The organism is Streptomyces sp. WM6378 (assembly GCF_001279695.1).
GTDB lineage: Bacteria > Actinomycetota > Actinomycetes > Streptomycetales > Streptomycetaceae > Streptomyces.
Genome location: NZ_LGDD01000246.1, coordinates 1 through 24,907, shown reverse-complemented (window position 1 = coordinate 24,907; position 24,907 = coordinate 1). Strand labels below are relative to the sequence as shown.

Below are 24,907 nucleotides of genomic sequence, written 5' to 3'. Positions count from 1 at the left end.
GTCGTCGTCACTTGCTGGTGCTGACCGGCGTGTCGTCGCCGAGGAGCTTGCCGTCCGAGGTCTCGAACTGACGCTTGAAGCCGGCGATGGCGTCGGCCACCGACTGCAGGGTGTCGTCCGACATCTTCGCGCCCTCGGCGATCGAGGTGAGGAGCTCCTTGCGCTCGCGGCGCAGGTACTCCAGGAGCTCGGCCTCGAAGCGGCGGATGTCCTCGACCGGGACGTCGTCCATCTTGCCGGTGGTGCCGGCCCAGATGGAGACGACCTGCTCCTCGACCGGGAACGGCGAGTACTGCGGCTGCTTCAGCAGCTCGACCATGCGCTTGCCGCGCTCAAGGGAGGCCTTGGAAGCGGCGTCCAGGTCGGAACCGAAGGCGGCGAACGCCTCCAGCTCGCGGTACTGGGCGAGGTCGACACGCAGTCGGCCGGACACCTGGCGCATGGCCTTGTGCTGCGCGGAACCACCGACTCGGGAGACGGAGATACCGACGTTCAGCGCGGGGCGCTGACCGGCGTTGAACAGGTCCGACTCCAGGAAGCACTGGCCGTCGGTGATGGAGATGACGTTGGTCGGGATGAACGCCGACACGTCGTTCGCCTTGGTCTCGACGATCGGCAGACCCGTCATCGAACCGGCGCCCATGTCGTCCGACAGCTTCGCGCAGCGCTCAAGGAGGCGCGAGTGCAGGTAGAAGACGTCACCCGGGTAGGCCTCGCGGCCCGGCGGACGGCGCAGCAGCAGGGACACGGCGCGGTAGGCGTCGGCCTGCTTCGACAGGTCGTCGAAGATGATGAGGACGTGCTTGCCGTCGTACATCCAGTGCTGGCCGATGGCCGAACCGGTGTACGGGGCAAGGTACTTGAAGCCGGCCGGGTCGGACGCGGGCGCGGCGACGATCGTCGTGTACTCCAGCGCGCCGGCCTCTTCCAGGGCGCCACGCACGGAGGCGATGGTCGAGCCCTTCTGACCGATGGCGACGTAGATGCAGCGGACCTGCTTCTTCGGGTCGCCCGAGCGCCAGTTGTCGCGCTGGTTGATGATCGTGTCGACGGCCAGAGCGGTCTTGCCGGTCTGACGGTCACCAATGATCAGCTGACGCTGGCCACGGCCGATCGGCACCATCGCGTCGACGGCCTTGTAACCGGTCGCCATCGGCTCGTGCACCGACTTACGGACCATGACGCCCGGAGCCTGCAGCTCCAGGGCGCGGCGGCCGTCGGTCTCGATCTCGCCGAGGCCGTCGATCGGGTTGCCGAGCGGGTCGACGACGCGGCCGAGGTAACCCTCGCCTACGCCGACCGAGAGCACCTCACCGGTGCGCTGCACCGGCTGGCCCTCTTCGATTCCGCTGAACTCGCCGAGGACGATCGCACCGATCTCGCGCTCCTCAAGGTTGAGGGCGAGACCAAGGGTTCCGTCCTCGAACCGCAGCAGCTCGTTCGCCATGGCCGAGGGAAGACCCTCGACCTTCGCGATGCCGTCGCCGGCAACGCTGACCGTACCGACCTCCTCGCGCGAGGCCGCGTCCGGCTGGTACGACTGGACAAAGGTCTCCAGCGCGTCCCGGATCTCCTCCGGCCGGATCGTGAGCTCCGCCATCTGGGTTCCCTGCTCTCCTTGTTGGGCCCGAAGTTTCTAAGGGGGTCTGGGGGCCGACCCCCAGGAATCTTCTGCAATTTCTGCACGGCCCAACCGGGCCGCTGGTGTTGCTAATTCAGTTGCTGTGCCGACCGTGAGGTCAGCGCGCCAGCCGCCGGTTCGCCTCTTCGAGGCGCTCCGCGATGGTGCCTTCGATGACCTCGTCGCCGACGCGCACCGAGATCCCGCCGAGGACCTCGGGGTCCACGTCGAGGTTCAGGTGCATCTGGCGGCCGTAGATCTTCGCCAGAGCCGCACCGAGGCGCTGCTTCTGGACGTCGGTCAGCGGAACCGCCGAGGTGACGACGGCGACCATCCGGTCCCGGCGGTGCGCGGCGAGCTTGGAGAGGGACTCCAGTCCCGCTTCCAGGCTACGGCCACGCGGCCGGGTCACAAGACGGCCGACCAGACGCTCGGTGACCGGGTTCGCCCTGCCGCCGAGCAGGCTGCGCAGCAGCTCGCTCTTGGCCGCGACCGTGGCGGTGCGGCTGGTGAGCGCGGAGCGCAGCTCGGTGCTGGAGGTGACGATGCGGCCGAACCGGAACAGCTCGTCCTCGACGTCGTCCAGCGCGCCCGACTGCTGCGCGGCGGTGAGGTCGGCGGTGGCCGCCAGTTCTTCCAGCGAGTCCACCAGGTCACGGGACTGCGACCAGCGGGAGCGGACCATGCCGCCCACCAGGTCGACGGTCTCGCCGCCCACCTGGCCGCCGAGCAGACGCCCGGCCAGCTCGGCCCTGGCCTCGCCGGCCTGCGCCGGGTCGGTCAGGACCCGACGCAGCGAGACCTCGCGGTCGAGCAGCGTGGTGACGGCGGCCAGCTCGTCGCCGAGCTTCGCCGCGTCGACGGACGTGTTGTCCATCAAGGCGTCGAGACGCTCGCGTGCGGCGGCCAGTGCCTCGCGGCTCGCGCCGTTCATCGGACGGCCTCGGCCTTCTCCTCGAGCTCGCCGAGGAAACGGTCGATGGTGCGGCTCTGGCGGGCGTGGTCCTCAAGGGACTCGCCGACCAGCTTGCCGGCCAGGTCGGTCGCCAGCTTGCCCACGTCCTGACGGAGCGAGTGCGCGGCGGCCTTGCGGTCGGCCTCGATCTGGGCGTGGCCGGCAGCGATGATCTCCTCACGCTGCCGCTGGCCTTCCGCCCTCATCTCCTGGATGAGCGCGGTGCCCTGCTCGGTCGCCTCCTGGCGCAGGCGGGCAGCCTCGTGGCGGGCCTCGGCGAGCTGCGCCTTGTACTGCTCAAGGACGCTCTGGGCCTCGGTCTGAGCGGCCTCGGCCTTCTCCATCCCGCCTTCGATGGCCTCGCGACGCTCGTCCAGAACCTTGTTGATGTTCGGGAGGAGCTTCTTGGCGAGGAAGCCGAAGACGATGACGAAGGCGATGAGGCCGATGACGAGCTCAGGCCACGGCGGAACGAGGGGGTTTTCCTTGCCCTCGGCCGCCAGCTGAACCATGGTGAGGTTCACATCAGTGCCTTTCGTCGGTCGGTCTGGTCGTGGTTCGTCTTAGTAGACGAACGGCATGACGAGGCCGATCAGGGCCAGCGCCTCACAGAACGCGAAACCGAGGATCTGGTTGGCGCGGATCAGGCCGGCCGCTTCGGGCTGACGGGCGAGAGCCTGCGTGCCGTTACCGAAGATGATGCCGACGCCGACGCCGGGGCCGATCGCGGCGAGGCCGTAACCGATGGAGCTGAGCGAGCCGGTGACGCCATCGGAGGCAGCGAGGATCTGGGACATGCCAGTTCTTCCTTCTCTTTCACGGACCGGTGGGGGTTGGCCACCGGACGACTGGGGGTATGGAGGGTGCGGGCCGTCAGTGGTGCTCGGCGACGGCGCCCTGGATGAAGACGCAGGCCAGCAGGACGAACACGTACGCCTGGACAGCCTGGATGAAGAGCTCGAACGCGGTCATCACGACGACCATCACGAAGGAGACGCCGGAGTACGCGATGCCGATGCCGTTGAGCATGTACCAGCTGGCGATCGTGAACAGCAGCAGCAGGGTGTGACCGGCGAACATGTTCGCGAAGAGTCGCACCGCGTGCGTGAAGGGACGGACCAGCACGTTCGAGAAGAACTCGATGACCATGACCAGCGGCAGCACGCCGCCCAGGGACTTGTCATAGCCGGTCAGGTTCTTGAAACCGCCGACGAAGCCGTGACGCTTGAACGTGAGCGTCATCCAGATCACGTAGACGACCAGGGCGAGCACCGCGGGGTACGCGATGATCGACGTCACCGGGAACTGGGCGACCGGGACGATCGACCAGAGGTTCATCATCCAGACGAAGAAGAAGATCGAGACCATGAGGGGGACCCACTTCTCGCCCTCCTTCTTGCCGATGGTCTCGTAGACGATGCCGCGGCGTACGAAGTCGTAACCGGCCTCGGCGACCATCTGGAGCTTGCCGGGAACGAGCTTCGGCTTGCGGAAGGCCGACCAGAAGAAGCCGACGATGATGAGCGAGCCCAGCAGGGCCAGCAGCATCGGCTTGTTGAAGTACAGGCCGTTGGTGTCGCCCCAGAGCGGCTCGAAGAGGAACGAGTGCAGGCCGGGACCCTCGAAGCCACAGCCGTTCGACTGGAAGATGTGGCAGCTCGGATCGAAGGCGAGCACCTGCGTCGGGTCAGCACTCACCGCGGGCTCCTTCAGCGTGGCGCATAGGTACGGCAACCTCGTTGTGTCGGCGCGGCGCGCAGCCGCGGTTCGGCACTGGACTGGTGTTACGGATGATGGGGCGGCGGTCGGGCATCAAGCCTCGCGATCGAGCAGGCGTCAGCTCAGATGCCCGCGTCCGCAGTGCCGCAGTTGGCACCGGACGATAGCAGGGTCCTGAACTCGCATTTATTCCGGCCCTACCGTTCACGACGACGGCCCCGTCTTTTCGGGCTTATTGCCCTCAGCGGTATCCGGTTCGACGTAAAGGATCTTCGCCTTCATGTGCGCACGCGCCTGCGCGCCGATCCAGACGAGGGTCAGCGCGACGAGGGTCGCGGCGAAGCATTTGGGGTTGAACAGCGTCGTGTTCTTGAAGACCGCGACAAAGATGAAGAGCAGGAGCAACTGCGCGGTGTACAGCATCAGTCCCATGGCCTGGAACAGATGCGGAAGCGATTTGGCAGTGCGTTCCAGGACGACGAGTCCGATGCCCATGAAGAGGATCACGACCAGCGTCGCGACGATGGCACCCACCGCTCCCTTGCCGCCCGCGACCACACCGCTGATCACGGCGGCAACAGCGCCCGCGGCAGCGGTGGGTAGGGCGGTCTGGAGAAGAGTGCGTGCGTCGTTGGACGGCATGGCGGCAGCTCCGCTTGCTGGTGGGGGCAAAGTGGTGTCGTCATGGACGAGCGTAAGCCCGGGCCGAGTTGGTCCCTCGGGCCAACGGACCGTCGCACTACGGTCCTTCGGCTCTGGCGCCGGGTCTCGTGAACCGTATCACAAACTATTTGATGAGGTCTTTACCATGGAAGTGTGCTGCCCATCACACTTGAGAGTGATGCTGCGCGTTTGTGCGCAACGGGCGGCGAGATGTCTGGTATTGGGCGTCGACGCGGCAATTCGTCAGCGCGACGCACCGGTCTTCCGTCGGTCGGGGAAACGCGAACGGGGGCCGATCGCGGTCGCCCCGTTGACGCCGGAGACCCCAGCGGCCACAGGAGTGCGCTCGCCTCGCACCTCGTCGTCCTCCGCGGAGGCAAGCGAGTGCACCGTCTCCGGCTCGCCCCGCACGCGCCGGTAGCGCGGCGGCACGAACCGCTCGGCCCACTGCGGGGTGCGCGGCGCGAACCGCGGCAGCAGCAACAGGACGAGCCCGACCGCGCTCAGCGCGACGATCACGAGCACGATCCACATCGACGCCGAGTGCACCGAGTAGGCGACCGCACCGAACGCGATGAGGGCCGACCAGAAGTACATGATCAGCACCGCCCGGCTGTGCGAGTGCCCGATCTCCAGGAGCCGGTGGTGCAGGTGCCCGCGGTCCGCGGCGAACGGCGACTGCCCGTTCCAGGTCCTGCGGACGATCGCGAGTACGAGGTCGGCCATCGGGATCGCGATGATCGACAGCGGCATGAGCAGCGGGATGAAGACCGGCAGCATCGCGTGGGTGGCATCGCGGGTGCCGCCGAAGTTGAGCTTCATCGCGTCCGGGTCGACCTGGCCCGTGATGGAGATCGCGCCTGCCGCGAGCACCAGGCCGATCAGCATCGAGCCCGAGTCGCCCATGAAGATCCTGGCCGGGTGCATGTTGTGCGGCAGGAAGCCCACGCACATGCCCATGAGGACAGCGGCGAACAGGGTGGCGGGGGCGGCCGCCTCGATTCCGTATCCGTACCAGAGCCGGTAGGCGTACATGAAGAACGCCGCCGACGCGATGCACACCATGCCGGCGGCCAGGCCGTCGAGGCCGTCCACGAAGTTCACCGCGTTGATGGTGATCACGACGAGCGCGACCGTGAGCAGGGTGCCCTGCCAGGAGGTCAGCGAGACCGAGCCGATGCCGGGGATGGGCAGCCACAGGATGGTCAGGCCCTGCATGACCATGACGCCCGCGGCGATCATCTGGCCGCCGAGCTTGATCAGGGCGTCGATCTCGAACTTGTCGTCCAGGACGCCGATCAGCCAGATCAGCGCGGCGCCGGACAGCAGGGCTCGCGGTTCGTTGGACTGGAAGACGGGGTTGAGGCCGTCGAGGTGGTCGGCCACGAGGAGGCCCGCGCACAGGCCGCCGAACATGGCGATGCCGCCGAGCCTCGGCGTCGGTTCCCGGTGCACGTCGCGCGCGCGGATCTCCGGCATCGCACCGACGGCGATGGCGAACTTCCGCACCGGCCCGGTGAGCAGGTAGGTCACCGCGGCCGTGACGCAGAGCGTCAGCAGGTATTCACGCACGGGCTGCCCCAGAGGTATCGCTGGCCATCTCAGCCCCACACCCTAGCTTCGCGCGCATGTTGTTGAGGACATTCGGATCCGGCGGATGGTTGCAGGTACCCCGCCGAAGCGGGGATAAGCCCGCATTTCTTCCTTTATGCGAACCCTGTGAAACGGTCCCGAGGCGCTGAAAACAGGACCCTTATCCAGGCTCAAGGAGGGGGGAATCTCTCCGCCAGTTCCCTTGCCTCCGCCCGCGCCTTGGGATCCTCTCGCATCGCCATCGCGAACAGCACCGCGATTCTGGCCATCTCCGCCTCCCCCATGCCCTGGGTGGTGACGGCGGCGGTGCCGAGCCGGATGCCGCGGGCGTCCACATGCGGCAGGGCGCAGCTGTCGAGGACGAGCCCGGCGCCCGCGAGCCGGCCGCGCGCGGTGCGGCCGTCGATGCCGAACGGCGCGGGGTCGGCGAGCAGGAGGTGGGTGTCGGTGCCGCCGGTGACCACGCCGAACCCCTCGGCGAGCAGCCCCTCGGCGAGGGTGCGCGCATTGGCGACCACCTGATGGGCGTACGCCGCGAAGGCGGGGGTGGACGCCTCGCCGAAGGCGACGGCCTTGGCGGCGATCGTGTGCATCTGGGCGCCGCCCTGGGTGAACGGGAAGACGGCGCGGTCGATGCGGGCGGCCAGGTCGCTGCCGCAGAGGATCAGCCCGCCGCGCGGCCCGCGCAGCACCTTGTGGGTGGTGGCGCACACGACGTCGGCGTACGGGACCGGGCTGGGCGCCGCTCCCCCGGCGACCAGGCCGATCGGGTGCGCGGCGTCCGCGATGAGGTAGGCGCCCACGTCGTCGGCGATCTCGCGGAAGGCCTGGTAGTCCGGGTGGCGGGGGTAGGCGATCGAGCCGCACACGATCGCCTTGGGCCGGTGCTCGACCGCCAGGTCCCACACCTCGCCGTAGTCGATGAGCCCGGTGTCCGGCTCGACGCCGTACCCGACGAAGTCGAACCAGCGCCCGGAGAAGTTGGCGGGCGAGCCGTGCGTGAGGTGTCCGCCGAAGGGGAGCCCCATCGCCAGAACGGTGTCTCCCGGCTTCAGGAGCGCCGCGTAGGCCGCCAGGACCGCCGAAGTCCCCGAATGCGTCTGTACGTTGGCGTGGGCGGCCCCGAACAGGGCCTTGGCGCGGTCGACGGCGATGCGCTCGGCGACGTCCACGACTTCGCAGCCGCCGTGGTGGCGGGCGCCGGGATATCCCTCGGCGTACTTGTTGCCCAGCTGCGAGCCCAGGGCCGCGCGCACGGCCGGCGAGGTGAAGTTCTCGGCGGCGATCAACTGCAGCGAGGCGGCCTGCCGCTCGGCCTCGCCGAGCAGCACGTCGGCCATTTCGGGGTCCTGCCGCCTGAGGGCGTCGAACCCCGCGAGTTCAGTGCCAACTGCGGAGGTGACGGACATGCACCCAGCGTAGGTCTCGGCTGCCCCGCGCGCCCGGTGTGATGGCGCGTCTCAGTGGTGGGTCGGAACGCCCGTCAGGGCGGTGACCACCGGGTCCAGGGCCTGGTTGATCTCGTCGCCGATGGAGCGGAAGAACGTGATCGGGGCGCCGTACGGGTCGTTGACCTCGTCGGCCTCGGCGCTCGGGGCGAGCAGCCAGCCGCGCAGCGCGGCCGCGGCCCGCACCAGCGCCCTCGCCCGCTCGACCATGCCCTCCTGGAGGGGGTCGGGCAGCGTGGCCGGGTCTATGGCCCGTACGAGCCGGGTGAACTCCTTCAGGGTGAAGGTGCGCAGGCCCGCCGAGTGGCCCATCGAGATGACCTGGGCGCGGTGGTCGCGGGTGGCGGTGAGCACCAGGTCGGCGGTGATGACGTGCTCGTCGAGGAGTTCGCGCCCGGTGAAGCCGGTGGCGTCCGCGCCGAAGTCGGCGAGGACGGCGGCGGCGTTGGCCTCCATCGGGGCGCCCTCGTGCCCCCAGGTGCCGGCGCTCTCCACGATGAGGCCGCCCGTGTACGGGTCCCCGAGCCGGTCGCTCAGGGCATGGCGGGTCAGCCGCTCGGTGATCGGCGAGCGGCAGACGTTGCCGGTGCTGACGTGGAGGATGCGGAACGAGTTCCCCGCGGGGTGAACCGTGCCTATGCCACGCCCCTCAGGGGCGGTCAATTGGCCACCTCAAGATCGGGTACCACCTTGCGCAGCTCGTCCGCGTCCAGGGCGCCCGCGCGCAGCAGGACCGGGACCTTGCCGGTCACGTCGACGATCGAGGACGGGACGATGCCCGGGGTCGGGCCGCCGTCCAGGTACACGGAGACGGAGTCGCCGAGCATGCCCTGGGCGGCGTCGCAGTCCTCGGGCGCCGGGTGGCCGGTCAGGTTGGCGGAGGAGACGGCCATCGGGCCGACCTCGGTGAGCAGCTCGATGGCGACCGGGTGCAGCGGCATCCGGATCGCGACGGTGCCCCGGGTGTCGCCGAGGTCCCACTGCAGCGACGGCTGGTGGCGGGCGACCAGGGTCAGGGCGCCCGGCCAGAACGCGTCGACGAGCTCCCAGGCCTGCTCGGTGAAGTCGGTGACCAGGCCGTGCAGGGTGTTCGGCGAGCCGATGAGCACGGGCGTGGGCATGTTGCGGCCGCGGCCCTTGGCGGCGAGCAGGTCCGTGACGGCCTGCGAGCTGAACGCGTCGGCGCCGATCCCGTACACGGTGTCCGTCGGCAGCACCACGAGCTCGCCGCGGCGTACGGCGGACGCGGCTTCGCGCAGACCGGTCGTGCGGTCGGTCGCGTCGTTGCAGTCGTATCGCCGAGCCATTAGCGGGCCTCCTCGTACACATACACGGTCTGGGTGTCGCGGCTGATCACGGTGTGGCCTTGCGGGCCGTGGCGAAGCGCGGGCGGTTGTTGAGGTCGGGGTGGTCAGCCGCGTCCGCCCAGCCGGCCTCCTCGTTGAAGATCCACGGCACTTGGCCGCCCTGGGTGTCGGCGTGCTCGATGACGACGAGCCCGCCGGGCCGCAGGAGGCGGTGCGCGGTGCGTTCGATGCCCCGGATGGTGTCGAGACCGTCCTCACCGGAGAACAGCGCGAGCTCGGGGTCGTGGTCGCGCGCCTCGGGGGCGACGTACTCCCACTCGGTGAGCGGGATGTACGGCGGGTTGGAGATGACCAGGTCGACCTGGCCGTCCAGCTCGGGCAGCGCGGTGAGCGCGTCGCCCTGGTGGAGAACGACGCGGGACCCCTCGACGTTCTTCCGCGTCCACTCCAGGGCGTCCTCGGACAGCTCGACGGCGTGCACGCGCGAGCGCGGCACCTCCTGCGCCATGGCGAGCGCGATCGCGCCCGATCCGGTGCACAGGTCGACGATGAGCGGCTCGACGACGTCCATCGCGCGCACGGCGTCTATGGCCCAGCCGACCACAGACTCGGTCTCCGGCCGGGGCACGAACACCCCTGGCCCCACTTGGAGTTCGAGGTAGCGGAAGAAGGCGCGGCCGGTGATGTGCTGGAGCGGCTCGCGGGCCTCGCGGCGGGCGATCGCCTCCCAGTAGCGCGCGTCGAAGTCCGCGTCCTTGACGTTGTGCAGCTCTCCCCGCTTGCAGCCGTGGATGTGCGCGGCGAGCTCCTCCGCGTCGAAGCGCGGGGAGGGCACACCGGCGTCGGCCAGCCGCTGGGTGGCCTGGGCCACCTCGGCAAGCAGCACGCTTCGGGGGCCTGGGGGTCGCCCCCCAGAGTTTTGCTGCACGCTGGTCCTCCGGCAGTCGTACGGGGGTGGAATTACTGGGCGGCCGCGAGCTTGGCGGCGGAGTCCGCGTCGACGCAGGCCTGGATCATCGCGTCCAGGTCACCGTCGAGCACCTGGTCCAAGTTGTACGCCTTGAAGCCGACCCGGTGGTCCGAGATGCGGTTTTCCGGGAAGTTGTACGTCCGGATCTTCTCGGAGCGGTCGACGGTGCGCACCTGGCTGCGGCGGGCGTCGGCGGCCTCCTGCTCGGCGGCCTCCTGAGCTGCGGCGAGGAGCCGGGAGCGCAGGATGCGCATGGCCTGCTCCTTGTTCTGGAGCTGGCTCTTCTCGTTCTGGCAGGAGGCGACGACGCCGGTCGGGACGTGCGTGATGCGGACGGCGGAGTCGGTCGTGTTGACGGACTGGCCGCCGGGGCCCGAGGAGCGGTACACGTCGATGCGGAGGTCGTTCATGTTGATCTCGACGTCGACCTCCTCGGCCTCGGGCGTGACGAGCACGCCGGCGGCGGAGGTGTGGATGCGGCCCTGCGACTCGGTGGCCGGCACGCGCTGCACGCGGTGCACGCCGCCCTCGTACTTCAGCCGCGCCCAGACGCCCTGGCCGGGCTCGGTCGCGCCGTTGCCGCCCTTGGTCTTCACGGCGACCTGGACGTCCTTGTAGCCGCCGAGCTCGGACTCGGTGGAGTCGATGATCTCGGTCTTCCAGCCGACCCGCTCGGCGTAGCGCAGGTACATGCGCAGGAGGTCGCCGGCGAACAGGGCCGACTCGTCGCCGCCCGCACCCGCCTTGATCTCCAGGAGTACGTCCTTGTCGTCGCTCGGGTCGCGCGGGACCAGGAGCAGGCGGAGCTTCTCGGTGAGCTCCTCGCGCTGCGCGGTCAGGTCCTTGACCTCGGCGGCGAAGTCGGGGTCGTCGGCCGCGAGCTCGCGGGCCGTCTCGATGTCCTCACCCGTCTGCTTCCAGGCGCGGTAGGTCCCGACGATCGGCGTCAGCTCGGCGTAGCGCTTGTTCAGCTTGCGCGCGTTGGCCTGATCGGCGTGGACCGAAGGGTCGGCGAGCTTCGTCTCAAGATCGGCGTGCTCGCCGATAAGGTCCTCGACCGCTTCGAACATCGGTGGCTCCTGGGGTTCAAACGAAGAAGTAGGGCTGGACGGCAAAGCGCCGGTCGCAGCGCCCCCGGAACGGAGGCGCCGCGGACCGGCGCAGTTGGCTCGCTACTTCTGGGCGGAGCCGGCAGCAGCCTTGCCGAAGCGGGCCTCGAAGCGGGCCACACGGCCGCCGGTGTCCATGATCTTCTGCTTGCCCGTGTAGAACGGGTGGCACTCGGAGCAGATTTCGGCGCGGATGGAGCCGCCGCCGATCGTGCTACGGGTGGTGAAAGCCGCGCCACAGGTGCAGCTGACCTGGGTCTCGACGTACTCGGGGTGGATGTCGCGCTTCAAGGTGTCTCCTAGGTTCGGGAGGGCGCCGGGTCGCAGGCGCGGATTGCGCATACGTGAACCGGGGCCGACGTACCAGTCTGCCAGGACTGGCCGCATCTCCCAAAACCGGGGTGGATGCGCATCTATTCCCGGAGCGTCCGAAAACCGCCAAGGGGCGGCGGCGGGCGCTACTGGCTCGCGACGTAGCCGCCCGCGGTGCCCTTGTCGCCCGCCGAGTCGGCGGTCGCGGACGCCGGGATCGGCTGGTCCTTGGCGAGGGCGTCCCAGACTTCCTGGGACTCCTTGGCGAGCGGGCTGACGCGGTTGGGGTCGACCTTGTCGTACTGCACCGGCATCGTGATCATCTTGACGTTCGCGGCGTCCAGGCCCTTGAGGCCGTTGGCGAAGCCGATCAGCGAGTTGATCGAGCTCAGCTCCGAGTCGGTGGTGATCGCCTTGGTGGCGGCGTCGGCGAGCCCGTACAGCTTGGCCGGGTTGCTGAACACGCCCACGCTCTTGATCTGGCCGATCAGCGCCTTGATGAAGGCCTGCTGGAGCTGGATGCGGCCGAGGTCGCTGCCGTCGCCGACCACGCCGTGCCGGGTGCGCACGAGGCCGAGGGCCTGCTCGCCGTTGAGGGTGTGCTTCCCGGCCGGGAGGTTCAGGTGGCTCTTGTCGTCCTTGATCGGCTTGTTGGTGGTGACGGGCACCCCGCCGAGCTGGTCGATGAGCTTCTTGAAGCCGGTGAAGTCGACCTCGATGTAGTGGTCCATGCGGATGCCGGACATCTGCTCGACGGTCTTGACCGCGCAGGCCGGGCCGCCGACCTCGTACGCCGTGTTGAACATCTGGCGCTTGGCGCCCGGGTCGGTCTTGCCGCCGGGGGCGGTGCACGAGGGGCGGGTGATCAGGGTGTCGCGCGGGATGGAGACGACGCTCGCGGTCTTGTGGCCCTTGTAGACGTGGATGACCATCGCGGTGTCGGACCGGGCGCCGCCTTCGTCCTGGCCGTACTCCTTGTTGGCGCCGGCCCGCGAGTCCGAGCCGAGGACCAGGATGTCCATCGAGCCGTTGTCGACGTTCTGCGGGCGGTCGGTGCCCAGCTGGGCGTTGATGTCGACACCCTTGAGGTTGCCATTGAGCTTGAAGTACACGTAGCCGAGGCCCCCGCCGCCGACGAGGATGACGCCTGCCGCGCTCCAAGCGGCTATCTTCACGGCGCGACGGCGCGTGCTGGGCCGCTTGCGGCGCTTGCCCGCCCCGCGTATTCGGCTGCTGCGTGTGCCCTGCTCGCCCATGGTCTCCTCAGTTCTCGGTGCTCCTCCGGATACCCCCTGCCCAGGCCTTCAGGCACGGATTGTCGACACTTGTACGACGCCGAAGCACCAAGCAGGGTTGCACAGGGTTCTAAGAAGGCCATAAGAGCGCATCGGGCCCGGCCCGCAAGTCGGCCTTGAGCCCACCGCTCTCACCTGCACGTTCGCGGCGGCTCCGGGCTGTGCCCGGAGCCGCCGCGAACGTGGGGCGTGTGGCGAACGCCTCAGCCGATGAGGCTGTAGCCGTTCCAGCCGCCGCCGACCTGGTAGCGGTCGCCGAAGGCGCCGCGCCCGTTGCCCGGGTAGAGCCAGAGCACCCCCGCGCCGTCGCGCGCGAAGAGGTCCGCCCTGCCGTCCCCGTCCACGTCGCCGGTGGCCGCGTACGCCGGGAAGGTCCAGCCCGCCGAGCCCGCGAGGGAGCGGTTGCCGAAGGCGCCTCGGCCGGTGCCCGGGTAGAGCCAGAGCTTGCCGGAGGTGTCCTGGGCCAGCAGGTCGGCCTTGCCGTCCCCGCTGTAGTCGCCCTTGCCGACCAGGACCAGCGGGGCCCAGCCGCCGCCGAGGGCGGAGCGGTTGCCGAAGGTGCCGTCGCCCTTGCCCGGGTAGAGCCACAGCTGCCCGCTCGTGTCGACCGCGAGCAGGTCGGTCAGGGTGTCGCCGTTGAGGTCGCCCGGCAGCACGATCGACTTCATCGCGCCCCAGCCGCCGCCCAGGTCCTGGTGAACCGTGGCGTTGGCGGCCGCACTGTAGTGGTACCAGTCGAGGTGCCCGCCGGTGGTGCGCAGGACGAAGTCCTGGCGCTGGTCCCGGTCGAGGTCCGTCTGACGGACCAGGTCGTAGCCGCGCCAGTCGCCGAGCGAGTACCGGTTGCCGATGGTGATGCCCTGCGAGTAGTACGCGAAGCCCTCGCCGGTGGCGTCGTTGCGGGCGAACAGGTCGGCGCGCCCGTCGAAGTTCAGGTCGGTGTCGTCGATGCGCGGGCCGACGAGCCCGGCGAAGGTGCTGAGCTTCGAGTAGACGCTGTACGAGCCGGCCGCCACGCAGTCCTCGCGGCCCCAGGACACCACGCCCACGATGCGGTTGCCCACGATCAGCGGGCCCCCGGAGTCGCCGTTGCAGGGCGAGACGGTGCCCGCGTCGGCGCCGCTCGCCGGGTTGCCCGCACAGGCCATCTGACCCGCGACGAAGGAGTTCTCGGGCGCCTGGTTGTAGTACGCGGCGCAGGTGGCGTCGGCCTGCACCGGGATCGTCGCCTTGAGCAGCGACATCGAGACGTCCTGGTTGGTGGAGCTGATGCGGCCCCAGCCGTACACGGTGGCCGGGGTGCCCGGCTGGTAGGCGACGCTCTCGTCGGACGCGGCCGGCTGGAGCGTCTGGTACGGCAGCGGCGCGGCCAGTGTGAGGACGGCCACGTCCCCGGTGAGGGCGCCCGCGTCGTACGCGGGGTTCGACCACTGGCGCGCCACGTTGACGAGCTGGCCGCCGTGCAGGTCGCCGTTCAGCGGGTATTCGGTGGTGCCGCCCAGGATGACGCCGTTCTTCGTCCAGTCCCGGCCCGCCACGCAGTGCGCGGCGGTGAGCACCTTGCCGGGGGCGACCAGGGTGCCGCCGCAGAACATGCCCTGGTTGGTGACCGGGTCGTTGTAGAAGAGCTGAACCATCCAGGGCGCCTCGCCGACCGCGGCGGGCGTACCGCCGATGATCTTCGGGTCCTGGCTGGAGGGCGCCTTGGAGGCACCCGGCGCGGGGCTCTTCGCAGCCGGTTTGAAATGGCTGGTTGCGCTCTTGAGCCGGGCCTTCAGTTCTGCTTGGGAGGCCGGGGCCGGTGGTGCCTGGACGCTCTGCTTGCCCGGCACCGGTGGAGCCTGCGATGCCTGGGCCGGTGCGGCCCCGAGGGCCAGCGATCCCAGTGCGAATACGGCGGTCGCCGCAGGGAGGGCATTGCGCACCCTCCGCCTGCCAGATGTCATTCGATCTCCCCATGGGTTGACCCGCAAATGCGAAGGGGAGCAGGCGCGCCAAAAAGCGAAAAGCCCTGCCCGGCGGTAGCCCAGGGCAGAGCTCGGCGGCTCAGTGGCGTATCAGTAATACGTTCCCCCCACTTACGGCCCGCTGATAGTACTGCGCAAAAAACGCCCCCGTCACCGAAATGACGGGGGCGCTCTCAACTGGCCCTGGTGGAGCGGGAATTGCTAGTCGTTGCCGTTGCCCGGACCCGGAGTCGTCTTCTGGATCTGGAGCAGGAACTCGGCGTTCGACTTCGTCTGCTTCATCTTGTCGAGGAGCAGCTCGATGGCCTGCTGCTGGTCGAGCGCGTGCAGCACCCGGCGCAGCTTCCAGACAACCGCGAGCTCGTCGCTGCCGAGCAGGATCTCTTCCTTGCGGGTGCCGGACGCGTCCACGTCCACCGCCGGGAAGATGCGCTTGTCGGCGAGCTTGCGGTCGAGCTTGAGCTCCATGTTGCCGGTGCCCTTGAACTCCTCGAAGATCACCTCGTCCATGCGCGAGCCGGTCTCCACGAGCGCGGTGGCGAGGATGGTCAGCGAGCCGCCGTCCTCGATGTTGCGCGCGGCACCGAAGAAGCGCTTCGGCGGGTAGAGCGCGGTCGAGTCGACACCACCGGACAGGATGCGTCCGGAGGCCGGGGCCGCCAGGTTGTACGCACGGCCCAGACGGGTGATCGAGTCGAGCAGCACGACCACGTCGTGACCGAGCTCGACGAGACGCTTGGCGCGCTCGATGGCCAGCTCGGCGACGGTGGTGTGGTCCTCGGCGGGGCGGTCGAAGGTCGAGGAGATGACCTCGCCCTTCACCGACCGCTGCATGTCGGTGACCTCTTCCGGACGCTCGTCGACCAGGACGACCATCAGGTGGCACTCGGGGTTGTTGTGGGTGATCGCGTTGGCGATCGCCTGCATGATCATGGTCTTGCCGGTCTTCGGCGGGGCCACGATCAGGCCTCGCTGGCCCTTGCCGATCGGCGACACGAGGTCGATGATCCGCGTGGTCAGCACGCCCGGGTCGGTCTCCAGACGGAGCCGGTCCTGGGGGTACAGCGGGGTCAGCTTGTTGAACTCCGGGCGCCCGCGGCCCGAGTCGGCCGCCATGCCGTTGGACGAGTCGAGACGCACCAGGGCGTTGAACTTCTCGCGGCGCTCGCCGTCCTTGGGCTGGCGGACGGCGCCGGTGACGTGGTCACCCTTGCGCAGACCGTTCTTGCGGACCTGGGCGAGCGAGACGTACACGTCGTTCGGGCCCGGCAGGTAGCCGGACGTCCGGATGAACGCGTAGTTGTCGAGGATGTCCAGGATGCCCGCGACGGGGATCAGGACGTCGTCGTCGGCGACCTGCGGCTCGGCGCCGAACTCCTCGCGTCCACCACGGCGGCCACGGCGGTCGCGGTAGCGTCCGCGCCGGCCACGGCGGCTGCCGTCGTCGTCGAAGTCGTCCTGCGGGCCGTTGTTCTGCTGCTGGCCCTGCTGTTGGCCGCCCTGGCGCTGCTGGCGCTGGCCGCCCTGCTGGTCCTCGCCCTTGCCGCCGCGCTCGCCGCGCTGACGGTCCCCGCGCTCGCCCCGCTCACCGCGGTCGCCGCGCTGACGGTCGCGGCGGTCTCCGCGGTCGCCGCGCTCACCGCGGTCGCCGCGCTGGCGGTCGCGGCGGCCTTCGGCGGACTCGACCGCCTCGGTGGCCTTCGCCTCGGGCTGAGCCTCAGTCTTGACCTCGGCCTTGGCCTCCGTCTTGGTGACGGTCTCGACAGCGGCCGAGGCGGACTCGGGGCTGCCGGAGGGCGCGGTCGCACGGCGGCGACGACGCTCGCCGACGGGCTGGTCGTCGCTGGCGGGCTGGCCGGGGATGTCGATCTGCTGCTGCGCGGGCTGCTTCTCGGCGGGCGCGGCGGCCTCCTCGCCCGTACGGGCCTTGGAGGTGGCACGGCGCTTCGGCTTGGCCTCGGCGTCCGCGGAAGAGGCAGCGCCCTTGGCCGGAGCCGCGGAACCGCCTCCGGCCTGCGCCTCCTTGATGACCTCGATCAGCTGGCTCTTGCGCATGCGCGCGGTGCCCCTGATGCCGAGGCCGGACGCGACCTGCTGCAGCTCGGCCAGGACCATGCCGTCGAGGCCGGTGCCGGAGCGGCGGCGCCGTGAGGTGGTGCCAGAGGCAGCACCTGCGGCGGGCGCGGCGGTGTCGACAGAGCTGTCGGCAGTCACGCCCATCAGATCGGTGGTGTCGCTCACGAAGGGTCCTTCCCTGGAGCGGACGTCGGCCTGTCTGGCTCGGCGACCGGTTGTGCTGTCCGGCTGCGGCCTGTGATCTTGTCGACCACGGATCGTGCCGGGGCGGTGGTCCGCCGCGTACGGCGGAGAGGTAAACGTGCGTGGGTTCCGGCCCGAGATCCCCCTACTCGGCCCCTGCTGGGAAAAAGCGTGGGGTGTCGTGCCGGTTCCGGAGCGTGCTCGAAACTGCTCAGGCAGGCTGCGCAGGCAGTTGGGGAGGCTCTCGGAAGAATGGCGGTCCCTGAAGGGGACACGAAGCACCGCGCCACGAAGACGACCGATGCAGACTTGAGGTTAACACTACCGGATCCAACAAACATTCCCCCTCTCGTTCACCGGCAAGCCGTGCTCCCTGCGCCCGTACCTACGATCCGAGCGGCAGGACGCTCGCACCCGCGGCGTCGAGACTGAGCCGGTTGGCGGCCCACCCCTCCCCCGCCAGGCGTGCGACCTTGTCGGCCGCACCGTCCTCGACCAGCGCGAGCACCGTGGGCCCCGCGCCGGAGATGACTGCGGGGACGCCGTCCGCGCGCAGCCGGTTGACCAGTGCCACGCTCTCCGGCATCGCCGGTGCGCGGTACTCCTGGTGGAGCCGGTCCTCGGTGGCCGCGAGCAGCAGCTCGGGACGCCTGGTCAGGGCCTCCACGAGCAGGGCCGCCCGGCCGGCGTTGGCCGCGGCGTCGACGTGCGGAACGGTGCGCGGAAGCAGGCCGCGGGCCGTCTCCGTCAGGACCGCCTTGCCGGGCACGAAGACCACCGGAACGACGGAATCCGCCGGGTCCATCCTGATCGCGCGGGCCGCTCCGCCGTCCATCCAGGACAGCGTGAACCCACCGAGCAGACAGGCGGCCACGTTGTCGGGGTGTCCCTCGATCTCGGTCGCGAGCTCAAGCAGGGCCGCGTCGTCGAGGCGGGCGTCACCGCCTATGGTCACGGCGCGCGCGGCGACGATGCCCGCGCAGATGGCGGCGGAGGAGGAGCCGAGGCCGCGGCCGTGCGGAATGCGGTTGGCGCAGACGACCTCAAGACCGCGCGGCTGCCCGCCGAGCAGGTCGAACGCGGTGCGCAGGGACCGTACGAGCAGGTGGCTCTCGTCGCGGGGCAGCGTCTCGGCGCCCTCGCCCGCGATGTCGATGGCCAGGCCGGAGTCGGCGACGCGGACGACCACGTCGTCGTACAGCCCCAGCGACAGGCCCAGGGAGTCGAAGCCCGGGCCGAGGTTGGCACTGGTGGCGGGGACGCGCACCCGTACGGCGGCGGCGCGGAATGCGGGACCGGCCATCGCTCTGATGACTCCTTGTGAGGCTGCTGCTGGTGTCTGCTGCGAGATTTTCGAAGACGTACAAAACACCCGAGGGCCACGTGGGCAACTGCACCACGGCATATGCGGCGGGGCGGGTTGAGTACAGCCTATCGAAGGAAGGTTCTGTGGCGACATAGGGCGCACAGGAGGCGCACGATGCGTGTCGCGAGCCCCCTGTGCCCCTACGTGCGGGCTTGTCCGGCTTTACGTATGCGTCCCGGCGATGCGGGACGCATACGCGACGCCGATGCGTAAGGGAACTACGCCAGACCGAGGCGTTCAGCCGCGGCCGCCGCGTCGACCGGGACAGTGACGGGCTGCGGGGCGCCCGCGACGGCCCAGTCGGGGTCCTTGAGGCCGTTTCCGGTCACCGTGCACACGATCTTCTGGCCCGGGTCGACGAGACCGCGCTCGGCGGCCTTGAGCAGCCCGGCCACCGAGGCGGCCGAGGCGGGCTCGACGAAGACGCCCTCCTGCGAGGCGAGCAGCCGGTACGCGCGCAGGATCTCACGGTCCGTCACTTCGTCGATGAAACCGCCGGATTCGTCCCGCGCGGCCAGCGCGAACTGCCACGAGGCCGGGTTGCCGATGCGGATCGCGGTGGCGATCGTCGAGGGGTCCTTGACGACCTCCCCGCGCACGATCGGCGCCGAACCCGACGCCTGGAAGCCCCACATGCGCGGGGTGTGCGTCGAGATGCCGTCGGCGGCGTACTCCTTGTAGCCCTTCCAGTACGCCGTGATGTTGCCGGCGTTGCCCACGGGCAGGACGTGGATGTCGGGGGCGTCGCCGAGCGCGTCCACGATCTCGAACGCGGCCGTCTTCTGGCCCTCGATGCGCACTGGATTGACCGAATTGACCAGCGCCACCGGGTAGTTGTCGGACAGCGAGCGGGCCAGCGTGAGGCAGTCGTCGAAGTTGCCGTCGACCTGGAGGATCTTGGCGCCGTGGATGAGCGCCTGGCCCATCTTGCCGAGCGCGATCTTGCCCTGCGGCACGAGCACCGCGCACACCATGCCGGCGCGCACCGCGTAGGCGGCGGCCGAGGCCGAGGTGTTGCCGGTGGAGGCGCAGATGACGGCCTTCGCGCCCTCCTCCTTCGCCCGGGTGATCGCCATCGTCATCCCGCGGTCCTTGAAGGAACCGGTCGGGTTCGCGCCCTCGACCTTGAGGTGCACCTCGCAGCCCGTGCGCTCGGAGAGCACCTGCGCGGGCACGAGGGGCGTACCGCCCTCGCGGAGGGTGACGACCGGCGTCGTAGCGGAGACGGGGAGCCGGTCCCGGTACTCCTCGATGATTCCGCGCCACTGGTGGGTCATTGCTGGTTACTCCCCTTCAACACGCATGATGCTGGCGACACCACGCACGGTGTCGAGCTTGCGCAGGGCGTCCACGGTCCCGGTGAGGGCCGCGTCGGCCGCGCGGTGGGTGACGACGACGAGGGAGGCCTCGCCGTCCTTCCCCGACTGGCGGACGGTGTCGATGGACACCCCGTGCTCGGCGAAGACCGTCGCGACCTGGGCGAGCACGCCCGGCTTGTCGGCCACGTCGAGGCTGATGTGGTAGCGGGTCACGACATCGCCCATGGGGCTCACGGGCAGCTGCGTGTACGCCGACTCACCGGGCCCGGTGGAGCCGCTGAGCTTGTTGCGGCAGACCGCGACCAGGTCACCGAGGACGGCCGAGGCGGTCGGAGCGCCGCCCGCGCCGGGCCCGTAGAACATGAGCTGTCCGGCGGCCTCGGCCTCGACGAACACCGCGTTGTACGCGCCGCGCACGGACGCCAGCGGGTGGTCGAGGGGGATCATCGCCGGGTGGACGCGGGCGGTCACCGAGCCCCCGTCGGCGGCCCGCTCGCAGATCGCGAGCAGCTTGATGGTGCAGCCCATCTGGCGCGCCGAGGAGAAGTCGGCGGCGGTCACCTCGGTCATGCCCTCGCGGTACACGTCGTCGAGGCGGACCCGGGTGTGGAAGGCGATCCCGGCCAGGATGGCGGCCTTGGCGGCGGCGTCGAAGCCCTCGACGTCGGCGGTCGGGTCGGCCTCGGCGTAGCCCAGCGCGGTGGCCTCGTCGAGGGCCTCCTGGTAGCCGGCGCCCGTCGAGTCCATCTTGTCGAGGATGAAGTTGGTCGTGCCGTTGACGATGCCGAGCACGCGGTTGACCTTGTCGCCCGCGAGCGACTCGCGCAGCGGGCGGATCAGCGGGATCGCGCCGGCGACGGCGGCCTCGTAGTACAGGTCCCGGCCGTGCTCGACGGCGGCCGCGTGCAGCGCCGCGCCGTCCTGGGCGAGCAGCGCCTTGTTCGCCGAGACGACGGAGGCGCCGTGCTCGAAGGCGGTGGTGATGAGCGTGCGGGCGGGCTCGATGCCGCCGATGACCTCGACGACGACGTCGATGTCGCCGCGTTTGACCAGGGCGGTGGCGTCGGTGGTGACCAGGGCGGGGTCGATGCCCTCGCGCACCTTCGAGGGCCGGCGGACCGCGACCCCGGCGAGCTCCACGGGAGCGCCGATGCGCGCCGTGAGGTCGTCGGCGTGCGTCGTCATGATGCGCGCCACCTCTGAGCCGACCACTCCACAGCCCAGCAGCGCCACCTTCAGCGGACGCGTACGCATCATCCGACCTCGTTTCCTCTTCAAACCTGGAATGCGAACCAGTCTCACTCACCGGACCGGGGTTTCTGCCCCCGGTCCGGATCCTGAGACAACTATTTCATCTACCCGACATCGAGACGCAGGAGATCTTCCTCCGTCTCGCGCCGGACGATCACCCGCGCCGATCCGTCGCGCACGGCGACGACGGGCGGGCGCAGCGCGTGGTTGTAATTGCTGGCCATGGAGCGGCAGTACGCACCGGTGGCCGGCACGGCAATCAGATCACCCGGCGCGAGATCCGCGGGCAGGAACGCGTCACGGACCACGATGTCACCGCTTTCGCAGTGCTTTCCGACCACCCTGACCAGCATCGGCTCGGCGTCCGAGGTGCGCGAGACGAGGGAGACCGAGTACTCGGCGTCGTACAGCGCGGTCCGGATGTTGTCGGACATGCCACCGTCGACGCTCACGTACGTCCGCAGCCCTTCGAGCGGCTTGATCGTGCCGACCTCGTACAGCGTGAACGCGGTCGGCCCGACGATCGCCCGGCCCGGCTCGACGGAGATGCGGGGTGCGCGAAGGCCGGCCGCGTCGCACTCGCGCGTGACGATCTCGGTGAGCGCCTTGGCGATCTCGTGCGGCTCGCGGGGGTCGTCCTCGGAGGTGTACGCGATGCCGAGCCCGCCGCCGAGGTCGATCTCGGGCAACTGGACGCCGTGCTCGTCGCGTACTTCGGCGAGGAGCTGTACGACGCGGCGCGCGGACACCTCGAAGCCGGCCATGTCGAAGATCTGCGAGCCGATGTGCGAGTGGATGCCCGTCAGTTCGAGCCCGTCGAGCTTGAGGGCGCGCCGCACGGCCTCGGCGGCCTGGCCGCCGGCCAGCGCGATGCCGAACTTCTGGTCCTCGTGCGCGGTGGCGATGAACTCGTGGGTGTGCGCCTCGACGCCGACGGTCACCCGGATGAAGGCCTTCTGTACCTTCCCGAGCTCCTGGGCGATGTGCGCGACGCGCACGATCTCCTGGAACGAGTCGAGCACGATCCGCCCGACCCCGGCCTCGACGGCCCGCCGGATCTCGGCCTCGCTCTTGTTGTTGCCGTGGAAGGCGATGCGCTCGGCGGGCATTCCCGCGTCGAGCGCGGTGGCGAGCTCGGTGCCGGAGCACACGTCGAGGTTGAGCCCCTCCTCGTGCAGCCAGCGCACCACGGCCCGCGACAGGAACGCCTTGCCGGCGTAGAACACGTCGGCGTCCCGCCCGAACGCGTCGGCCCAGGCCCGGCACCGGGAACGGAAGTCGGCCTCGTCCAGGAAGTAGGCGGGCGTCCCGAACTCCTCGGCGAGCCGCGACACTTCGAGCCCGCCCACGGTCAGCTCGCCGCCCTTGTCACGGGTGACGGTGCTCGACCAGACCTTCGGGTCGAGGGAGTTGAGGTCGGCGGGCGGCGCGGAGTAGTGCCCTTCGGTCAGCACGTCGGCGTGACGGGGGCCGGCGGGGTGCGCGGATCGGCTCATGTTCTCTACGTCTCTTCTCTTACACGTCTGCGGTCATGTGTGCGCCTGACGGGCCGTGTCTGCGCACGTCACAGAAACTCGGGGGCGTCGATGCCGAGCAGGGACAGGCCGCCGGCCAGCACCGTCCCGGCGGCCTCGGCGAGGGCGAGCCGGTTGCGGTGGGCGGCCGAGGGTTTCTCGTCACCGAGCGGCAGCACGCCGTGCTGGAAGCGGAGCAGTCCGTCGGCCACGGCTTCGAGCTGCCGCGCAAGCCGGTCCGGGGCCTGGTGCCGGGCGGCGCTTTCGAGCACCCCGGGGTGATCGGAAAGCAGCCCGAGCAGAATCTCGCCGTCGGGTACGGGCCCGACCTCACCCCGAAACCCCAGCTCAAGGGCGTTGCGCGTGAGGGCACGACTCCGGGCGTACGCGTACCGCACCCGAAAAAGCGCATTGCTCTCCCGCTGAGCGAGCAACTCGTCGACCTCGATACGGGGCCGATCGTGCCGGGCGGGCCGGAGCATGGCCCAGCGAGCGGCATCGACGCCGACGAGCTCGCGGAGCCGGGGCTCGGGGCAGGCGACGAGGGGAAGCACCTGTCCCCCGTGCTCGACGGTGCGGGCGAGGGCCCCCTGGGACCGCAGCAACCGCACGACGACGTCGGTGACGACCCGGGCCCGCTCCTCGCGAGCCTCGGCGAAGTCGTAGCTCTGCCCGAGCAGTGCGTCCCCGTGTCCGTACGAGGCCGTCGCTTCGAGCACGCGCCGTACGACGCGGTCCTTGCCGCCACGGTCAAGAGTGATGTTGAGGAACCCGGGCCCGCTGATCTCGACGAGGGCGATCCCGGGCTGGTCGGCGATCCGCCGGCGCAGCACTTCGGCGACCCGGCGGGGCGGCAGTCCGGCCGCGGCGGCGAGCTTGAGGGCGACCCCGCTGGCGTAGTCGCCGCCGCCCCCCGGCCTCGGCCGCTCGACCTTGACGGCGTCGGGCACCACGTCGCCCGCCACGCTCAGGGCACCCTCGTCGACCGCGCTGCGCACGACGCGCACGACGGTACGGGAGAGCTCTGCGGGGGTCACGGGACCAGCGTATGGGAGAAGGGGGGTCCCTCCGCGAACCGGTTTCGCCATACGGGCAGGGCGGGCGCGCGGGGCCGGCGGAGCGTGGGTCAGCCCCGCGTGCTGCCGGCCCGCCCGGGCTCCCTGCTGCCGTCGGCAGACGGCGGAGCCTCCCGGTGCAGCAACTGCCGTACGACACGGACCAGTTCGGCAGGCTCGAAGGGCTTCGCGAGAAAGGCGTCGACCCCGGCGGCGAGCCCGGTCTCCACCTCGTACTGGGTGCAGGCACTGATGATCGCCACGGGCAGCCGGCTCGTACGGGGGTCCGAGCGCAGCCGCGCGGCCGTACGGAGCCCGTCGAGCCGGGGCATCACGACGTCGAGGGTGACCACGTCGGGGCTGACCCGGTGGACGACTTCCAGGCACTCGGCACCATCAGCCGCGGTCACGACCTCGAAGCCCTCCAGCTCAAGGTTGACCCTGATCAGCTGCCGGATGACCTTGTTGTCGTCGACAACAAGAACCCGGCCGGACACGCCTGACACACCTTGAGGTTAGGTCCGAGGACGCCGCCGCGTCCGGGTTTTCCCGACTTCCACCCCACCCGGGGGACACGGTCCGCCGGAGGGACCGAAATACCTGTTCACAGCCACCCCGGGAGAGCTGGTAGGGTTCTACCCGTCGCCGCCGAACGCGGCGGACGCCCCCGTAGCTCAGGGGATAGAGCAACGGCCTCCGGAGCCGTGTGCGCAGGTTCGAATCCTGCCGGGGGCACAGAAGCCGGACAGTGTGGTCAAACCACTGATCGGCCGAAGTGCCAGACTTCAAGAGCCGGACCCAGTTCAACTGGGTCCGGCTCTTCGTCGTTTCCGCGTCGTTGTCCTTTCCGCGCCCTCTCCGGCGGCCTCTGTGTGTCGTCTCCAGAGCGGGGCCGGGCCTCCCACGCATCAAGAGGCCCTGCAGGACGGCCTGCTGGCCCTTCCTCCGCCTTCTGCGGCCAGAACTGGGAAGAGGGGCCGAGGGGGCTCAAGGGCCCCGTACGCGGCCTCCGCGCCGGCCACGGTCGGTACCTGCACGTATTCCGGTATTCCACTCGCGGGCCCCGAAACGCTTGCCCTGAAACACGAAAAAGCCCCGCACCGTGACCGTATTCCTACGGTCTGGTGCGGGGCTTTCCCCACAATTTGTTCGGCGGCGTCCTACTCTCCCACAGGGTCCCCCCT

22 protein-coding genes and 1 tRNA gene are annotated in these 24,907 nt (G+C 69.9%); 1 reads left to right on the top strand and 22 read right to left on the bottom strand.

Annotated elements, in window-relative coordinates:
• Positions 1-7 precede the first annotated feature (7 nt).
• From atpA to ADK54_RS19680, 22 genes are all read right to left on the bottom strand, one after another.
• A complete protein-coding gene (gene atpA, locus ADK54_RS19785; protein ID WP_053726993.1) occupies positions 8-1,600 on the bottom strand; it encodes a F0F1 ATP synthase subunit alpha in 1,593 nt (530 codons plus the stop codon).
• 139 nt (positions 1,601-1,739) lie between these two features.
• Positions 1,740-2,555 carry a F0F1 ATP synthase subunit delta gene (locus tag ADK54_RS19780; protein WP_053726992.1) on the bottom strand — a complete coding sequence of 272 codons (816 nt, stop codon included), beginning with the start codon at positions 2,553-2,555 and terminating at the stop codon, positions 1,740-1,742.
• Positions 2,552-3,088 (bottom strand): F0F1 ATP synthase subunit B, encoded by a 537-nt coding sequence (locus tag ADK54_RS19775; protein ID WP_063802014.1) that lies wholly within the window; start codon positions 3,086-3,088, stop codon positions 2,552-2,554. The genes ADK54_RS19780 and ADK54_RS19775 overlap by 4 nt, the downstream gene beginning before the upstream one ends.
• A gap of 51 nt (positions 3,089-3,139) precedes the next feature.
• Positions 3,140-3,373 (bottom strand): ATP synthase F0 subunit C, encoded by a 234-nt coding sequence (gene atpE / locus ADK54_RS19770; RefSeq protein ID WP_053726990.1) that lies wholly within the window; start codon positions 3,371-3,373, stop codon positions 3,140-3,142.
• A 76-nt stretch (positions 3,374-3,449) separates the two neighbouring features.
• Positions 3,450-4,274, bottom strand: coding sequence for a F0F1 ATP synthase subunit A (atpB, locus tag ADK54_RS19765; RefSeq protein ID WP_053726989.1), 825 nt, complete (start codon positions 4,272-4,274; stop codon positions 3,450-3,452).
• 225 nt (positions 4,275-4,499) lie between these two features.
• Positions 4,500-4,937, bottom strand: a complete 438-nt coding sequence (locus ADK54_RS19760) for a hypothetical protein (protein WP_053726988.1) — start codon at positions 4,935-4,937, stop codon at positions 4,500-4,502.
• Between the two features lie 264 nt (positions 4,938-5,201).
• Positions 5,202-6,542, bottom strand: coding sequence for an MraY family glycosyltransferase (locus ADK54_RS19755; protein WP_199826999.1), 1,341 nt, complete (start codon positions 6,540-6,542; stop codon positions 5,202-5,204).
• A gap of 179 nt (positions 6,543-6,721) precedes the next feature.
• Entirely contained in the window at positions 6,722-7,960 is a 1,239-nt protein-coding gene (gene glyA, locus ADK54_RS19750) for a serine hydroxymethyltransferase (RefSeq protein WP_053726986.1), read from the bottom strand.
• 51 nt (positions 7,961-8,011) lie between these two features.
• A complete protein-coding gene (locus tag ADK54_RS19745; protein ID WP_053726985.1) occupies positions 8,012-8,662 on the bottom strand; it encodes a low molecular weight phosphatase family protein in 651 nt (216 codons plus the stop codon).
• The gene (locus ADK54_RS19740) at positions 8,659-9,306 is read right to left on the bottom strand and encodes an L-threonylcarbamoyladenylate synthase (RefSeq protein WP_053726984.1); all 648 of its coding nucleotides are present in this window, start codon (positions 9,304-9,306) and stop codon (positions 8,659-8,661) included. Before ADK54_RS19740 ends, ADK54_RS19745 begins: the two co-directional genes overlap by 4 nt.
• A gap of 46 nt (positions 9,307-9,352) precedes the next feature.
• Complete coding sequence (prmC, locus tag ADK54_RS19735; protein WP_053726983.1) at positions 9,353-10,234, bottom strand: peptide chain release factor N(5)-glutamine methyltransferase; 882 nt, start codon at positions 10,232-10,234, stop codon at positions 9,353-9,355.
• A gap of 32 nt (positions 10,235-10,266) precedes the next feature.
• The gene (gene prfA / locus ADK54_RS19730; RefSeq protein WP_053726982.1) at positions 10,267-11,346 is read right to left on the bottom strand and encodes a peptide chain release factor 1; all 1,080 of its coding nucleotides are present in this window, start codon (positions 11,344-11,346) and stop codon (positions 10,267-10,269) included.
• A 102-nt stretch (positions 11,347-11,448) separates the two neighbouring features.
• The gene (gene rpmE, locus ADK54_RS19725) at positions 11,449-11,676 is read right to left on the bottom strand and encodes a 50S ribosomal protein L31 (RefSeq protein WP_053726981.1); all 228 of its coding nucleotides are present in this window, start codon (positions 11,674-11,676) and stop codon (positions 11,449-11,451) included.
• A gap of 167 nt (positions 11,677-11,843) precedes the next feature.
• Positions 11,844-12,953 carry an LCP family protein gene (locus tag ADK54_RS19720; protein ID WP_053726980.1) on the bottom strand — a complete coding sequence of 370 codons (1,110 nt, stop codon included), beginning with the start codon at positions 12,951-12,953 and terminating at the stop codon, positions 11,844-11,846.
• 242 nt (positions 12,954-13,195) lie between these two features.
• Positions 13,196-14,938 carry a trypsin-like serine protease gene (locus tag ADK54_RS19715; RefSeq protein WP_053726979.1) on the bottom strand — a complete coding sequence of 581 codons (1,743 nt, stop codon included), beginning with the start codon at positions 14,936-14,938 and terminating at the stop codon, positions 13,196-13,198.
• A gap of 222 nt (positions 14,939-15,160) precedes the next feature.
• A complete protein-coding gene (gene rho / locus ADK54_RS19710; RefSeq protein ID WP_053726978.1) occupies positions 15,161-17,200 on the bottom strand; it encodes a transcription termination factor Rho in 2,040 nt (679 codons plus the stop codon).
• A 403-nt stretch (positions 17,201-17,603) separates the two neighbouring features.
• Positions 17,604-18,521 carry a homoserine kinase gene (gene thrB / locus ADK54_RS19705; protein ID WP_053726977.1) on the bottom strand — a complete coding sequence of 306 codons (918 nt, stop codon included), beginning with the start codon at positions 18,519-18,521 and terminating at the stop codon, positions 17,604-17,606.
• 281 nt (positions 18,522-18,802) lie between these two features.
• A complete protein-coding gene (gene thrC, locus ADK54_RS19700) occupies positions 18,803-19,861 on the bottom strand; it encodes a threonine synthase (RefSeq protein ID WP_053726976.1) in 1,059 nt (352 codons plus the stop codon).
• Between the two features lie 6 nt (positions 19,862-19,867).
• Complete coding sequence (locus ADK54_RS19695) at positions 19,868-21,160, bottom strand: homoserine dehydrogenase (protein ID WP_053726975.1); 1,293 nt, start codon at positions 21,158-21,160, stop codon at positions 19,868-19,870.
• A 98-nt stretch (positions 21,161-21,258) separates the two neighbouring features.
• Positions 21,259-22,650: a diaminopimelate decarboxylase gene (gene lysA, locus ADK54_RS19690; RefSeq protein ID WP_053726974.1), complete on the bottom strand. Its 1,392-nt coding sequence runs from the start codon at positions 22,648-22,650 to the stop codon at positions 21,259-21,261.
• A 68-nt stretch (positions 22,651-22,718) separates the two neighbouring features.
• Complete coding sequence (gene nrtL / locus ADK54_RS19685) at positions 22,719-23,705, bottom strand: ArgS-related anticodon-binding protein NrtL (protein ID WP_053726973.1); 987 nt, start codon at positions 23,703-23,705, stop codon at positions 22,719-22,721.
• Between the two features lie 89 nt (positions 23,706-23,794).
• A complete protein-coding gene (locus tag ADK54_RS19680) occupies positions 23,795-24,220 on the bottom strand; it encodes a response regulator (protein WP_053726972.1) in 426 nt (141 codons plus the stop codon).
• A gap of 166 nt (positions 24,221-24,386) precedes the next feature.
• Here ADK54_RS19680 and ADK54_RS19675 point away from each other — a divergent pair.
• A tRNA-Arg gene (locus tag ADK54_RS19675) sits at positions 24,387-24,458 on the top strand.
• Positions 24,459-24,907: the final 449 nt, after the last annotated feature.

Excerpts from the sequence above, each read along its gene's own strand:
- atpA (WP_053726993.1), bottom strand. The coding sequence starts at position 1,600 with ATGGCGGAGCTCACGATCCGGCCGGAGGAGATCCGGGACGCGCTGGAG.
- ADK54_RS19780 (WP_053726992.1), bottom strand. The coding sequence starts at position 2,555 with ATGAACGGCGCGAGCCGCGAGGCACTGGCCGCCGCACGCGAGCGTCTC.
- ADK54_RS19775 (WP_063802014.1), bottom strand. The coding sequence starts at position 3,088 with ATGGTTCAGCTGGCGGCCGAGGGCAAGGAAAACCCCCTCGTTCCGCCG.
- atpE (WP_053726990.1), bottom strand. The coding sequence starts at position 3,373 with ATGTCCCAGATCCTCGCTGCCTCCGATGGCGTCACCGGCTCGCTCAGC.
- ADK54_RS19760 (WP_053726988.1), bottom strand. The coding sequence starts at position 4,937 with ATGCCGTCCAACGACGCACGCACTCTTCTCCAGACCGCCCTACCCACC.
- glyA (WP_053726986.1), bottom strand. The coding sequence starts at position 7,960 with ATGTCCGTCACCTCCGCAGTTGGCACTGAACTCGCGGGGTTCGACGCC.
- ADK54_RS19740 (WP_053726984.1), bottom strand. The coding sequence starts at position 9,306 with ATGGCTCGGCGATACGACTGCAACGACGCGACCGACCGCACGACCGGT.
- prfA (WP_053726982.1), bottom strand. The coding sequence starts at position 11,346 with ATGTTCGAAGCGGTCGAGGACCTTATCGGCGAGCACGCCGATCTTGAG.
- ADK54_RS19720 (WP_053726980.1), bottom strand. The coding sequence starts at position 12,953 with ATGGGCGAGCAGGGCACACGCAGCAGCCGAATACGCGGGGCGGGCAAG.
- ADK54_RS19715 (WP_053726979.1), bottom strand. The coding sequence starts at position 14,938 with ATGACATCTGGCAGGCGGAGGGTGCGCAATGCCCTCCCTGCGGCGACC.
- thrB (WP_053726977.1), bottom strand. The coding sequence starts at position 18,521 with ATGGCCGGTCCCGCATTCCGCGCCGCCGCCGTACGGGTGCGCGTCCCC.
- thrC (WP_053726976.1), bottom strand. The coding sequence starts at position 19,861 with ATGACCCACCAGTGGCGCGGAATCATCGAGGAGTACCGGGACCGGCTC.
- ADK54_RS19695 (WP_053726975.1), bottom strand. The coding sequence starts at position 21,160 with ATGATGCGTACGCGTCCGCTGAAGGTGGCGCTGCTGGGCTGTGGAGTG.
- lysA (WP_053726974.1), bottom strand. The coding sequence starts at position 22,650 with ATGAGCCGATCCGCGCACCCCGCCGGCCCCCGTCACGCCGACGTGCTG.